The 11,948-nt window shown below is 75.3% G+C and carries 14 protein-coding genes and 1 pseudogene; 6 read left to right on the top strand and 9 right to left on the bottom strand.

Features of this window, described 5'->3' with window-relative positions; genetic code table 11:
- On the bottom strand, positions 1 to 446 hold a 446-nt coding region (locus tag ABEB16_RS01135), incomplete at its 3' end, for a DoxX family protein (RefSeq protein ID WP_345710442.1).
- 95 nt (positions 447 to 541) lie between these two features.
- Between ABEB16_RS01135 and ABEB16_RS01130 the strand changes: the two genes are divergently transcribed.
- The 3 genes from ABEB16_RS01130 (at position 542) to rsrA (ending at position 2,528) form a co-directional block, all read left to right on the top strand.
- Positions 542 to 1,363 carry an SOS response-associated peptidase gene (locus ABEB16_RS01130; protein WP_345710441.1) on the top strand — a complete coding sequence of 274 codons (822 nt, stop codon included), beginning with the start codon at positions 542 to 544 and terminating at the stop codon, positions 1,361 to 1,363.
- A gap of 245 nt (positions 1,364 to 1,608) precedes the next feature.
- Positions 1,609 to 2,241: a sigma-70 family RNA polymerase sigma factor gene (locus tag ABEB16_RS01125; RefSeq protein WP_345710440.1), complete on the top strand. Its 633-nt coding sequence runs from the start codon at positions 1,609 to 1,611 to the stop codon at positions 2,239 to 2,241.
- Positions 2,238 to 2,528, top strand: a complete 291-nt coding sequence (gene rsrA, locus ABEB16_RS01120; RefSeq protein ID WP_345710439.1) for a mycothiol system anti-sigma-R factor — start codon at positions 2,238 to 2,240, stop codon at positions 2,526 to 2,528. Before ABEB16_RS01125 ends, rsrA begins: the two co-directional genes overlap by 4 nt.
- An 86-nt stretch (positions 2,529 to 2,614) precedes the next feature.
- Here the strand turns inward: rsrA and ABEB16_RS22755 are convergent, their stop codons facing one another.
- Positions 2,615 to 2,689 (bottom strand): 50S ribosomal protein bL37, encoded by a 75-nt coding sequence (locus ABEB16_RS22755; protein ID WP_371863679.1) that lies wholly within the window; start codon positions 2,687 to 2,689, stop codon positions 2,615 to 2,617.
- A gap of 162 nt (positions 2,690 to 2,851) precedes the next feature.
- On the opposite strand from ABEB16_RS22755, the gene ABEB16_RS01115 reads away from it, so the two are divergent.
- The gene (locus tag ABEB16_RS01115; RefSeq protein WP_345710438.1) at positions 2,852 to 3,955 is read left to right on the top strand and encodes a type IV pilus twitching motility protein PilT; all 1,104 of its coding nucleotides are present in this window, start codon (positions 2,852 to 2,854) and stop codon (positions 3,953 to 3,955) included.
- 43 nt (positions 3,956 to 3,998) lie between these two features.
- On the opposite strand, the gene ABEB16_RS01110 is transcribed toward ABEB16_RS01115, so the two are convergent.
- Positions 3,999 to 4,145 (bottom strand): hypothetical protein, encoded by a 147-nt coding sequence (locus tag ABEB16_RS01110; RefSeq protein ID WP_345710437.1) that lies wholly within the window; start codon positions 4,143 to 4,145, stop codon positions 3,999 to 4,001.
- Positions 4,146 to 4,245: 100 nt separating this feature from the next.
- On the opposite strand from ABEB16_RS01110, the gene ABEB16_RS01105 reads away from it, so the two are divergent.
- Positions 4,246 to 5,268 carry a GlxA family transcriptional regulator gene (locus ABEB16_RS01105; protein WP_345710436.1) on the top strand — a complete coding sequence of 341 codons (1,023 nt, stop codon included), beginning with the start codon at positions 4,246 to 4,248 and terminating at the stop codon, positions 5,266 to 5,268.
- The gene (locus tag ABEB16_RS01100; protein WP_345710435.1) at positions 5,265 to 6,131 is read left to right on the top strand and encodes a YihY/virulence factor BrkB family protein; all 867 of its coding nucleotides are present in this window, start codon (positions 5,265 to 5,267) and stop codon (positions 6,129 to 6,131) included. Before ABEB16_RS01105 ends, ABEB16_RS01100 begins: the two co-directional genes overlap by 4 nt.
- Positions 6,132 to 6,143: 12 nt before the next feature.
- On the opposite strand, the gene ABEB16_RS01095 is transcribed toward ABEB16_RS01100, so the two are convergent.
- From ABEB16_RS01095 to kgd, 6 genes and pseudogenes are all read right to left on the bottom strand, one after another.
- Complete coding sequence (locus tag ABEB16_RS01095) at positions 6,144 to 6,926, bottom strand: amino acid ABC transporter ATP-binding protein (RefSeq protein WP_345710434.1); 783 nt, start codon at positions 6,924 to 6,926, stop codon at positions 6,144 to 6,146.
- Positions 6,923 to 7,915, bottom strand: coding sequence for an amino acid ABC transporter permease (locus ABEB16_RS01090; protein ID WP_345710433.1), 993 nt, complete (start codon positions 7,913 to 7,915; stop codon positions 6,923 to 6,925). Before ABEB16_RS01090 ends, ABEB16_RS01095 begins: the two co-directional genes overlap by 4 nt.
- Complete coding sequence (locus ABEB16_RS01085; RefSeq protein WP_345710432.1) at positions 7,912 to 8,820, bottom strand: ABC transporter substrate-binding protein; 909 nt, start codon at positions 8,818 to 8,820, stop codon at positions 7,912 to 7,914. Before ABEB16_RS01085 ends, ABEB16_RS01090 begins: the two co-directional genes overlap by 4 nt.
- Positions 8,821 to 8,949: 129 nt before the next feature.
- Positions 8,950 to 10,719: a DUF7800 domain-containing protein gene (locus ABEB16_RS01080; protein WP_345710431.1), complete on the bottom strand. Its 1,770-nt coding sequence runs from the start codon at positions 10,717 to 10,719 to the stop codon at positions 8,950 to 8,952.
- A 42-nt stretch (positions 10,720 to 10,761) separates the two neighbouring features.
- A complete protein-coding gene (locus ABEB16_RS01075; protein WP_345710430.1) occupies positions 10,762 to 11,385 on the bottom strand; it encodes a GDSL-type esterase/lipase family protein in 624 nt (207 codons plus the stop codon).
- A gap of 167 nt (positions 11,386 to 11,552) precedes the next feature.
- A pseudogene (gene kgd, locus ABEB16_RS01070) lies at positions 11,553 to 11,948 on the bottom strand (multifunctional oxoglutarate decarboxylase/oxoglutarate dehydrogenase thiamine pyrophosphate-binding subunit/dihydrolipoyllysine-residue succinyltransferase subunit); the annotation flags it as partial.

Genomic DNA, 11,948 nt, shown 5'->3' with positions numbered 1-11,948 from the left:
CCCGCGCGCACGGCGTCGTGGGCCAGGCGGCGGCCGCGCCAGCCGACGCCCGGGCACCCGGCGGTGTCGCGGGCCTCCAGCAGCGCCGCGCCCACCAGGGAGGCGGACTTCAGGAAGGCCCGCAGCTCCCGGGCGCGCTCGTCGCCGGCGGCGCTCCAGAAGGGGTGCGCCGAGGCCGTTGCCGGCGCCATCGTGGCGGCCAGCACGAGCGCCGACAGCCGCGGGGCGCGGCCGAGCGCGAACAGGGCACCGGCACCGGCCATCGCCGCGCCGTTGACGCGCACCAGCAGCTCGGGGTCGTCGGGCAGGCCCAGCGGCCCGGCCACGGCGCCGGCGACCGGCTCGGCCTGCGGGGCCAGCTCCCGGGCGCGCCGCAGCTGGTCGACGCCGCACGCGACGAAGTAGCCGGCGATGAGGGGACGGGCCACGCGGCGCACGAGAGTCATGGGCACTGCCTACCGCACGGCGACGATCACCGCACGTCCTCCCCGGGCGGCGCCGCCGCGGGCGGGCGTCGGTGGCCGGTGGCAGGCTTGCGCGCGTGTGCGGGAGGTACGCCCTCAGGACGGGGGCCGCGGATCTGGCCGGGGAGTTCGACGTCGACGAGGTCGCCGTGGGCGGCGGGGACGGCGCGCCGGGCTGGGCGCCCGGCTTCAACGTCGCGCCGACGACGTCGCCGCCCGTGGTGCTGGAGCGGGTGCCCCGCGAGGACCCGGACGGGCCGCCGGTGCGCCAGCTGCGCCGGCTGCGCTGGGGGCTCGTGCCGAGCTGGTCCAAGGACGCCTCCGGCGCGGCGCGCCTGATCAACGCCCGCGCGGAGACGCTGCTGGAGAAGCCGTCCTTCGCCAAGGCCGCCCTGGCCCGCCGCTGCCTCGTGCCGGCCGACGCCTGGTACGAGTGGCAGCGCAGCCCGGTGGCCCGCACCGACAGCGGCAAGCCCCGCACCCAGCCCTTCGCGGTGCACGCGCGCGACGGCTCCCGGCTGGCGCTGGGCGGCGTCTACGAGTTCTGGCGCGACCGCTCCCGCCCCGACGACGACCCGGACCGCTGGCTGGTGACGTTCGCGATCATCACCAAGGAGGCCGAGCCGGGGCTGGACCGGCTGCACGAGAGGATGCCCCTGGTCCTGCCGCCGGAGCTGCGCGACGCCTGGCTGGAGCCGTCCCGCGACGACGCCGACGGGGTGCGCGAGGTGCTCGAGGCGGTGCCGGGCGACCTCTTCGACACCGTGCTGGACGCCCGTCCCGTGCCGCGCCGCGTCGGTGACGTGCGGGTGCAGGACGCCGGCCTGCTGGACGAGGCGCCGGCGGCGGAGCTGGAGGGTGTCGTCGACCTGCGCACCGGCGAGCTGCTCGGGGCCTGAGCGGTGGCGCCCCGGGCGATCGCGCCGGGGGCGGAATGGTGCGCGGTGCCGCGGGCGTTCGGATGGTCATGCTGCTGGCACCCGCCCCGCGGGTCGCGCTCCGGCCGGCGCGGGGGGTCCCCTCCCCGCCGGGGGGCACGCGACCGGCCCGAGGCCCCCTCCCCGCCTCTCCCACCGCGCGCGGCCGGCTGCGCCCGTGCGGCTCCGCCCGCGCCCGCGCCCGGGAGCGACTAGGCTCGTGGGTGATGACAGAGCAGACCTCCAGGGCACCGTCGGAGGAGACCGCGGACGAGCGCGCGGCCCGCTTCGAGCGTGACGCGCTGCCCTTCCTCGACCAGCTGTACTCCGCCGCCCTGCGGATGACGCGCAACCCGGCGGACGCGGAGGACCTGGTGCAGGACGCCTTCGCCAAGGCCTACGCGGCGTTCCACCAGTACGCGCCGGGCACGAACCTCAAGGCCTGGCTGTACCGGATCCTGACGAACACGTACATCAACACCTACCGCAAGAAGCAGCGCGAGCCGCAGCAGTCGCACTCCGACGAGATCGAGGACTGGCAGCTCGCCCGCGCGGAGTCGCACACCTCGTCCGGGCTGCGCTCGGCCGAGACGGAGGCGCTGGACCACCTGCCCGACTCCGACGTGAAGCGGGCCCTGCAGCAGGTGCCCGACGACTTCCGGATGGCGGTCTACCTCGCCGACGTCGAGGGTTTCGCGTACAAGGAGATCGCCGAGATCATGGGGACCCCGATCGGGACGGTCATGTCCCGCCTGCACCGGGGGCGCCGGCAGCTGCGCGACCTGCTGGGCGACTACGCCCGCGAGCGCGGCATGGTGGCCACCACCGGCGGCACCGGCGGCAAGGGTGGTGCGGCGTGAGCGGCGGGCTCGAGGCGCCCGGGGGTGCGGTGCCCGGTCGCGACGAGGTGTGCCGGGAGGTGCTGCAGCGGGCGTTCGAGTACATCGACGGTGAGCTGGGCGCCCTGGACTGCGACCGCATCAAGCAGCACCTCGTGGACTGCGCCTCCTGCATGGAGGAGTACACGAGCAGCGAGCACCTCAAGGCGCTCATCCGCCGCAGCTGCGCGTGCGACTCCGCGCCGATCGAGCTGCGGGCGAAGGTGCTGCTGCGCATCACCGAGGTGCGGACCGGCTTCAGCGTCTGAACGGGGCGCGGACGCGGCAGAGGGCCCGGGAGCAGGTGCTCCCGGGCCCTCTGCCGCGTCCGGCCGGTGTCCCGGCCGGAGCCGTCTCAGGCGTTGGGGCGGTTGCCGTGGTTGGCGGCGTTGCCCTTGCGCGAACGGCGCTTGCGGCCTCGCTTGCTCATGGGTGCTCCTCTCGCTCGCTGGTGCTGGTGCCATGGTCCCACGACCGGCGCCCGGGCCCGACCGCGGCCGGGCCGGGGTGCCGGGCCGGGGTGCTGGGCCGGGGTGCTGGGCCGGGCGGGGGGTGTGCGGTCAAGGTGTGCGCCGGGGCCGCCGATCACGTCGTGGTGACCCTCCTCGACGCCGGCGCCGGCCTGACCGTCGTCCCGTACCTGCAGGCGCTGGCGCAGCTGCGCGGCTCCGACCTCCACCTCAAGGCGGGCTCGCCGCCGCGGGTGCGCATCGACGGGCGGCTGCGCGCGCTGCAGGCCCCCGTGCTGACCGCGGAGGACACCGAGCTCATGCTGCACGAGGTGCTGCGCGCCGACCTGCGCGAGGAGTTCGCCCGCACCAACGAGGCCGACTTCGCCTACAGCCCCCCGCAGGGGGGTCGCTTCCGCGTCAACGCCTTCCGCCAGCGCGGCAGCGCGGCCCTGGTGATGCGCCGCGTCGCGGTGGGCGCCGTGCCGCTCGCCTCGCTGGGGGTGCCGGCCGTGGTGGAGCGCCTCGCGCTGGAGCCGCGCGGCCTGCTGCTCGTGACGGGGCCGACCGGCTCGGGCAAGACGACGACGCTGGCGGGGATGATCGACCACGTCAACTCCACCCGCGAGTGCCACATCGTGACCATCGAGGACCCGATCGAGGTCCTGCACGAGGACAAGCTGTCGATGATCAGCCAGCGCGAGGTGCGGCTGGACACCCGCGACTTCGGCACCGCGCTGCGCGCCGCGATGCGCCAGGACCCCGACGTCATCCTGGTGGGCGAGATGCGCGACCAGGAGACGGTGAAGGCGGCGCTGTCGGCGTCGGAGACGGGTCACTTCGTGATGTCGACGCTGCACACGATCGACGCCGCCGAGACGATCAGCCGGATCATCGACTTCTTCCCCCCGCACGAGCAGAAGCAGGTGCGCCTGGCGCTGGCGGGCGCGCTGCGCGGCATCGTCTGCCAGCGGCTGGTCCCGCGGGCCGACGGGCAGGGCCGCTGCGTGGTCATGGAGGTCTGCGTCAACACCGGCCGGGTGGCCGACGCCATCGCGGACCCGGACAGGACGCACCACATCACCGACCTCGTCAAGGAGGGCGGCTTCTACGGGATGCAGTCCTTCGACCAGCACCTGGTGGCGCTGGTGCGGGACGGGGTCGTGACCCTGGAGGACGCCTCCCAGGCGGCGAGCAACCCGCACGACCTGCTCGTGGAGCTGCGCCGCCTGGGCCTGGTGACCTGAGCCCGGGGTGGCAGGTCCGCGCCGGCCGGTCCCGGCGGGGACCTCACGCGCGGCGTGCGGCCGGTTGCTCGCGGTAGGAGCTGTCCCAGACGCCGGCGTCGCACCAGCCCCCGGCGCGGCGGCTGTCGGCGCCCCACCGCCACGCGGCGGGGCCGAGGAGGAGCAGGAAGAGCAGCAGCACGATCTCCATGCCCCGAGCCTGCTCGGGCCGGCGGACCGCCACGAGTGGCAGGAAAGCCCCTTTTCGTCCAGATCCTGCCAGTCGTGCGGATCGCTGGCAGACTGCCGCCATGACCGAGCAGACCCGCCGCGCACTGCGGGACGTCGTGGTCGTCGTCGACGAGGGCGTCTCCCCGTTCGAGATGGCCGTGGCCTGCGAGGTGTTCGGCATCGACCGCAGCGCGCAGGGCCTGCCCCGCTTCGACTTCGCCGTCTGCTCCCCCCGACCGGGCGCGGTGCGCACCAAGACCGGCTTCGGCGTCCTGGTCGAGCACGGTCTCGACCGGCTCGACAGCGCCGACCTGGTCGTCGTCGCCCCCAGCCACGACGACGCCTGCACCGACGGCCGCAGCTGCCGGCTGGGACCGGAGCCCGGTCCCGACCTGACCGCGGCGCTGCGGGCGGCGGTGGAGCGCGGCGCCACCGTCGCCTCCCTCTGCGCCGCGACCTTCACCCTCGCGCGCGCGGGCCTGCTCGACGGGCGGCGGGCCACCACGCACTGGATGTACACCCGGCGCCTGGCCGAGGAGTTCACCGCGATCGACGTCGTCCCCGACGTGCTCTACGTCGAGGACGGCCCCGTGGCCACCAGCGCCGGCACCGCGGCCGCCATCGACCTGTGCCTGCACCTGCTGCGCTGCTCCCACGGCACCGCCGTCGCCAACGCCGTCGCCCGGCGCATGGTCGTCCCCCCGCACCGCGACGGCGGGCAGGCGCAGTTCGTGCAGGCGCCGGTGCGGCCCTGCACCGACGACAGCCTGCAGCGGGCGCTGGAGTGGGCGCAGGCCAACCTGCAGGCCGACATCGACGTCGCCGGCTGGGCGCAGCACGCCGTCATGTCCCCGCGCACGTTCGCCCGCCGCTTCCGCGACGAGACCGGCCTGTCGCCGCACCGCTGGCTGCTGGAGCAGCGGGTGCACCTGGCCCGCCTGCTGCTGGAGGAGGGCGACGAGAGCGTCGACGAGGTGGCCCGCCGCTGCGGCTTCGGCTCCCCGGCGATGCTGCGCCAGCACTTCACCCGGCTGACCGGCACCACACCGACGTCGTACCGGCGCACCTTCCGCGGGGCGGGTTCCGGGCTCGTGCCCGCGTGAGCCGGCAGACGGCTGCGCGGCCGGCCCGGCGGCTGCGCGGCCTGCTCGGCGGGGTCCGCGAGCGCACCGGCTCCCACGACCTGTTCCTGCTCACCGCCGGGGTCACGTTCTACGCGGCCATGGCGCTGGTGCCCTCCCTCGTCGTCACCGTCCGCCTGCTCGCGGCCGCCGTCGGGCCGGAGCGGGTGCAGCAGCTCGGCGACGCCGTCGGGCGAGCCCTGCCCGCGGCGCACGACACCGCGGGCGTGGTGTCGGAGCTGGTCTCCACCGCGGTGCACGCCTCCTGGCCGGCGGTGGCCGTCGCGCTGCTGCCCGCCACCGTGTACGGCGAGGGGCTGCGCCGCGGGTTCGCCCGCCTCGGCAGCCGCGGGCCGGGCGGGGTGCCGCCGGTGCCGGGGCGGGCCGGGGCGTGGCGGGTGCGGCTGCTGTCGCTGCTGGTGCTGCTGCTGGCGGCGGCCGGGCTGCTCGCCGTGCTGGAGCTGGCGCCGTTCCTGGTGCGCCGCTTCGGCTCCGGGTCGCTGCCGCAGCAGGCCCTGGGGGTGTACGTCGCCCTCACCCTGGACTGGCTGGTCATCGCCCCGGTGCTGCTCTACTTCTACCGCGTGCTCGGCCCGGTGCGGCCGTCGTGGCGGGCGTCGCTGTGGGCGTCGTACGGCACGGGGGCCTTCGTCGCGGGGTTCGTGCAGGGGTTCGTGCTGTTCCTGGCGATCCCGGTGGACCTCGGCTCCCCGTTCGGCGGGTTCGACGCCGTGGGCGGGGCGGTGGCGGTCTGCCTGTGGCTGTGGGTGTTCACCGCGCTGACGGTGTTCGGCTACGCCCTGGCGCTGGAGCTGGACGACCCCGCCCCGCCGCGCGGGCGCTGAGGCCCCAGCCCCTCAGGCGCGGTGCTCGGCGCGCATCCGGGCCAGGAAGGTGCGGGTGCGCTCGTGCTTCGGCGCGCCGATGACCTCGGCCGGGGCGCCGCGCTCCACGACGACGCCGCCGTCCATGAAGACGACCTCGTCGGCCACCTCGCGGGCGAACGCCACCTCGTGCGTCACCACGATCATCGTCGTGCCGTCGGCGGCGAGCTCCTTCATCACGGCCAGCACCTCGCCCACCAGCTCCGGGTCCAGCGCCGAGGTCGGCTCGTCGAACAGCATGAGCTTGGGCCGCATCGCCAGCGCCCGGGCGATCGCCACCCGCTGCTGCTGCCCGCCGGACAGCTGCGCCGGGTAGTTGCCCGCCCGATCGGCCAGCCCCACCCGCTCCAGCAGCGCCCGCGCCCGCGCCACGGCCTGCGCGCGCGGCTCCCGCAGCACCTGGCACGGCGCCTCCACGACGTTCTCCAGCGCCGTCATGTGCGGGAACAGGTTGAACCGCTGGAACACCATGCCGATCTCGCGCCGCTGCGCCGCGATCCGCTTGTCGGGCAGCCGGTGCAGCCGCCCGCCGCGCTCCTCGAGCCCGACCAGGTCGCCGTCGACCCGGATGCGGCCGCCGTCGTACGTCTCCAGCTGGTTGATGCAGCGCAGGAACGTCGTCTTGCCCGAACCGGACGGCCCGAGCAGGCACACCACCTGCCCGCGCTGCACCTCCAGGTCGATGCCCTTGAGCACCTCCACGTGCCCGAACGACTTGGACACGTTGCGCGCCACGACCAGGGGCTGCCCGCTCACGCCGCACCCCCTCCACCGGCGCCGGGCACGACGGCCGGTCGCCTCGCCGTGGTCCGGGTGCCGAAGCCCCGGCCGAACCGCCTCTCCAGGAAGTACTGCCCGACCATGAGCACGCTCGTGGCGGCCAGGTAGTAGAGGATCGCCGCCACGTTCGTCGCGACGACCTCGTAGGTGCGGCTGCGGATGACGCCGAGCTGGAAGAACAGCTCGATGTTCACCGGGATCGCCACGAGCAGCGAGGTGTCCTTGAGCATGGCGATGACCTCGTTGCCGGTGGGCGGCACGATGACGCGCATCGCCTGCGGCAGCACGACCCTGCGCATCGTCTGCTGCTTCGTCATCCCCAGCGCCCCGGCGGCCTCGGCCTGGCCCTTGTCGACGCTGAGGATCCCGGCGCGGGCAATCTCGGCCATGTAGGCGGCCTCCGACAGCCCCAGGCCGATGATGCCGCCGGCGAGCCCGCCGAAGACGCCGTACACCCACTGCTGGTCGAACGTGAGCAGCCGCAGCTCGGGGGTGCCGAACCACTGCGTCAGCAGGAAGTCGAACGGCACGCCGATCGACAGGCCGGTGGCGAACAGCGCGCCGAGGGCACCGACGAACGTCAGCAGCACGTAGCGCGGCACGGCGCGGAAGAACCACGTGAACACCCACGACACCCCGGCCAGCACGGGGTTGTCCGACAGCCGCAGCACGGCCAGCAACACCCCGCCGGCCACGCCGATGAGCATCGCCGCGACGGTGGTGAGCAGGGTGCCGACGAGGAAGCCGCGGATGACCAGGTTCTGGTTCATCGCCTCCAGCGTGAAGGCCCAGTCGAAGGCGTCGTTGGTGACCAGCAGGTGCACGAACATCGCGGCGAGCACCGCGATGACCGCGATGGCGACCCAGCGCCACGGGTGGCGGACGCCGACGGCGTCGACCGGCCCGGGTCGCTCGGCCTCGGACGCGCCGGCGCCGTCGGCGCTGACGGGCTGGCGCGTGCTCACGGGTTGACGGGGAAGCTGTCGACCGCGCCGTCCTGCGCGCCCCAGCCCGCCAGCGCGGCCTCGTAGCCGCCCTCCTCGGCCAGCTGGGTGAGCGCCTGGGAGATGGCGTCGGCGGTGGCGGTCTGCTCCTTGGGCACCACGATGCCGTAGGGCGCGGCGTCGTAGATGTCGCCGGCCAGCTCCAGCGCGTCGCCGGTCTGCTGCACGGCGTAGGCGGCGACGGGGGAGTCGGCGAGCATGGCGTCGACCCGCCCGCTCACGACGGCGGCCGTGGCGTCCTCCTGGCTGTCGAAGACCTGCACGTCGATGGCCGGCTTGCCGGCGTCGGTGCACGCCTGCTGCCGCGCGGGCAGGTCCTCCTCGGACTGGGTGGTGCCGGCCTGCACGGAGACCTTCTTGCCGCAGGCGTCGTCGGGGTCGACGCCTGCGGGGTTGCCCTCGGCGGTCACCCACTGGGTGCCGGCGTTGAAGTACTGCACCATGTTGACCTGCTGCTTGCGCTCGTCGGTGATGGTGAAGGACGAGATGGCGGCGTCGTAGCGGTTGCTGGTGACGCCGATGATGAGGGTGTCGAAGCTCGCGTTGGAGTACTCCACCTCCACGCCCAGCTTCGCGGCGACCGCGTTCATGACGTCGATGTCCATGCCCTTGATCTCCGAGCCCTCCAGGAACTCGTTCGGGGCGTACTCGGCGTTGGTGCCCACCCGCAGCACGCCGGAGTCCTGCACCGACTGCGGCAGCGCGTCGTGCAGGGCGCTGTCGGCCGAGGCGGTGGCCGGTGCGCTGGAGGAGGAGCCGGAGGAACCGGAGGAGCCGCTGAGGGAGTCGGACCCGCACGCGCCGAGGGCGAGGGCGGTGACGGCCAGGACGCCGCAGGACAGCAGGGACGGCCGGCGATGGACCACGGAGACCTCCAGGTTCGGGACAAGGCGTGGACAGTCTGCCCCAGCGCGCGGGCCACCAGTGGCCAACGTGCCCACCACCGGGTGACCGCAACGAACTCGCAACACGGGCGAGCGCCGGGCGGGCGCCGCTCAGCGCTGCAGCACCACCTCGGCGGTGCGCTGCAGCACCTGGTGGCCGGCCACCACGAGGGCGTGGTCGACCTCGGCGGTGGCCCGCCGCCCGTCGAGCCGGAGGGTCATCACGCCGTTGTCGAACCACGGGCCGTGCCCGACCCGCCAGCGCACCTCGTCGGCGGGCACCCCCGCCGCGCGCGCCAGCCGGCCCAGCAGCGCCCGCGGCCAGCGCTTCTCGAAGAGGACGTTGGCCGCCCGCAGCTCCGGCTCCAGCGGGTTGCGGAAGGGCGACATCACCAGCTGGTGCACGGCGGTGCGGGCCGGGTCCACGCCGGGCAGCTCCACCTCGGCGGCGTAGCTGCAGTGCACGTCGCCGCCCAGGACGAGGATGCTGGCCGGGGCCTGCTCGCGGGAGGGCGCGGCGGCGTCGGCGAGCAGCCGCGCGAACTGCGCGAACGAGCCGCGGAAGGCCGACCAGTGCTCCAGGTCGGCGGCCTGCCGCAGCCACTCCCCGGCGCGGGCCCAGCGCCGGCCCCACGCGCCCTCGGCGACGGCCTCGTCCCAGCCCTCCAGCTCGTGCAGGCCGTGCAGCAGGAACACCGGCAGCGTCGTGGCCAGCAGCACGTGCCGCGGCGGGTCGGCGGCACCGCCGGGCCGGGACCCGTCCTCGCCGCCGTCCTCGCCGCCGTCCTCGCTGTCGCCCTCACCGGTGCCGAGCACCTGGGCGCGGATCCAGGCCCACTCCTCCTCGTCGACCATGCGCCGGGAGTCCGGTTCCAGCACGCGCGCGCAGCGGGAGTCCACCGCCACCAGGCGCACGTCACCGAGGTCGCGGCGGAAGCTCCAGCGGGCCGAGCCGGGCTCGGCGTCGGCGCGCCAGGCGAAGTCGTCGATGAGCCGGTCCCGCTCGGCGTCGTCGGCGGCGGCGTGCAGCGCCCGCCACAGCGGGTCGACCGCGACGTGCTCGGGGGCGAGGTTGCCCAGGTGCTGGTGCACCCAGTAGCTGGCGAAGGCCCCCACGACGCGGTCGCGCCACCACGGCCGGGTGCCGACCTCCTCCCGCCAGGTGCGGGAGGTGTTCCAGTCGTCGCGCAGGTCGTGGTCGTCCAGCAGCATGCAGGTGGGCACCGTCGACAGCAGCCAGCGCACCTCCGGCGTGCCCCACGTCTCCCGGTACAGCCAGGTGTACTGCTCGTAGTTGCCGATCTCCTCGCGCACGTCGTCGCCGTCGTCGGCGGACCCGGCGTGCGCCGCCCGCAGCCGCGCGCGCAGCTCGTCGGAGGGGATGTCGGCGTACACCTGGTCACCGGTCAGGAACAGCAGGTCGGGCCACTCCCGCTCGTCGGTGGCCGCCATCCGCAGCGCGAGGGCGGCCAGGGCGTCGGCGCCCATCTCCCGCAGCTCGCGCGGGCTGCCCCCACCGGCGCGCCGGCAGGAGCCGAACGACAGCCGCACGTCACCGCCGGCGCCGCGGGTGCGCACCGCGCTCGGCGGGAACGGCCCCAGCCCCTCCGCCGGCGGCCAGACCCGCTCGCCGTCCAGCGACACGTCGTAGGGCAGCACCGTCCCCGGCGGCAGGTGCTCGGCCACCACGAGCGCGTAGTGGTGCCCGTGCACGCCGAACGTCGGCGCGCTGGCCGTCAGCGGCCCGCCCTGCGGCGGGTGCAGCTCCAGCGACACCACGCAGGGGCGGTCGGTCTCCACCCACACCGTGGCGCGGGTGGCGTCCACGAACCGCAGCAGCGGACCCAGCAGCAGCGCCGGTGCGGCGTCCTCGGCAGCCATGGGCGGACCCTAAGCCCGCGGCCGGGTCCGTGCGCCCCCGCCTCAGGGCTGGGGGACGCCCAGCCAGTCGTACCAGCCGGAGTGCAGCACCAGCCACGCCAGCAGGCCGTAACCGGACTGCCCCGGGTGCACGCCGTCGCCCGCGGCGAGGTCGGCGTACCAGTCCTCGTGCTCCGACAGCGGCCCGAAGGTGTCCACGTAGTTCACCCGGCGGCGGGCGCAGACGTCGGCGAAGGCGTCGGCGAGGTCCCCGATGCGCTCGTTGCGCGCCTCGTCGGTCACCGGTGCGGGACCCACCACCAGGGTGGGCAGCCCGCGCGCCTCGCACTCGTCGAGCACGTTGGCCAGGTTCAGCCGGCTGCGGGCCAGCGTGATCCCGTTGTCCAGGTCGTGGTGGCCCAGGCCCACCACGAGGCGGTGCTCGTCGCCGCCGACGAAGCGGCGGGCCGTCTCCTCCCGCCAGCGCGCCGCGAGGTCCGTCGTGGCCTCCGCGGGCACCCCCAGGCCGAAGAGGGTGACCTCGCGGTCCTCCCGCGGCGTGCGGGCGGCCACCCGGCCCACCCAGCCCAGGGAGCGGGGATCGCCGACACCGGTGACGAACTCGTCGCCGACGACGCAGACCCGCACGTCGTAGCGGTCCTCTGGGAAGACGCGGTCCTCGCTCACGCCGGGGGCGCTCCTGTCTGGGGTCGGCACTGCTGGGTGCGGCACTGCCCGCCCGGAAGCTGGTCGGCCACCGGGCCGGGCGCAGCGAGGATAGCCGCCCCGCGGACGGGCCCGGACGCGCCGGCCGCCCCGCCGCGGGTCCCCCCGCCGCGGGGCGGCCGGCCCGGTCAGCGGGCGAACGCCTCCTCCACCAGCGCGGCCTGCTCCGCCTGGTGCTTCTTCGCCGACCCCGCCGCCGGGGAGGCCGAGGCCGGGCGCGAGACCCGCCGCAGCCGGCCGCCCAGCTCCTTCCAGGTGCCCATGGCGACGTGCTGCCAGCCACCCTGGTTGGCCGGCTCCTCCTGCACCCACACCAGCTCCGCCTGCGGGTAGCGCCCGGCCACCTCCAGCAGCCGGTCCAGCGGCAGCGGGGCCAGCTGCTCGACGCGCACGATGGCGGTGCGGCGGTCCTGGCGCGCCGTGCGCGCGGCCAGCAGGTCGTAGTAGACCTTCCCGCTGCACAGCAGCACCCGGTCCACCGCGGCCGCGTCCAGCGGCTCCACCTCGTCGATGACGCGCTGGAA

Origin of the sequence: Kineococcus glutinatus (assembly GCF_039542765.1) — a bacterium.
GTDB lineage: Bacteria > Actinomycetota > Actinomycetes > Actinomycetales > Kineococcaceae > Kineococcus_A > Kineococcus_A glutinatus.
This window is presented reverse-complemented; position numbering and strand designations above follow the sequence as displayed.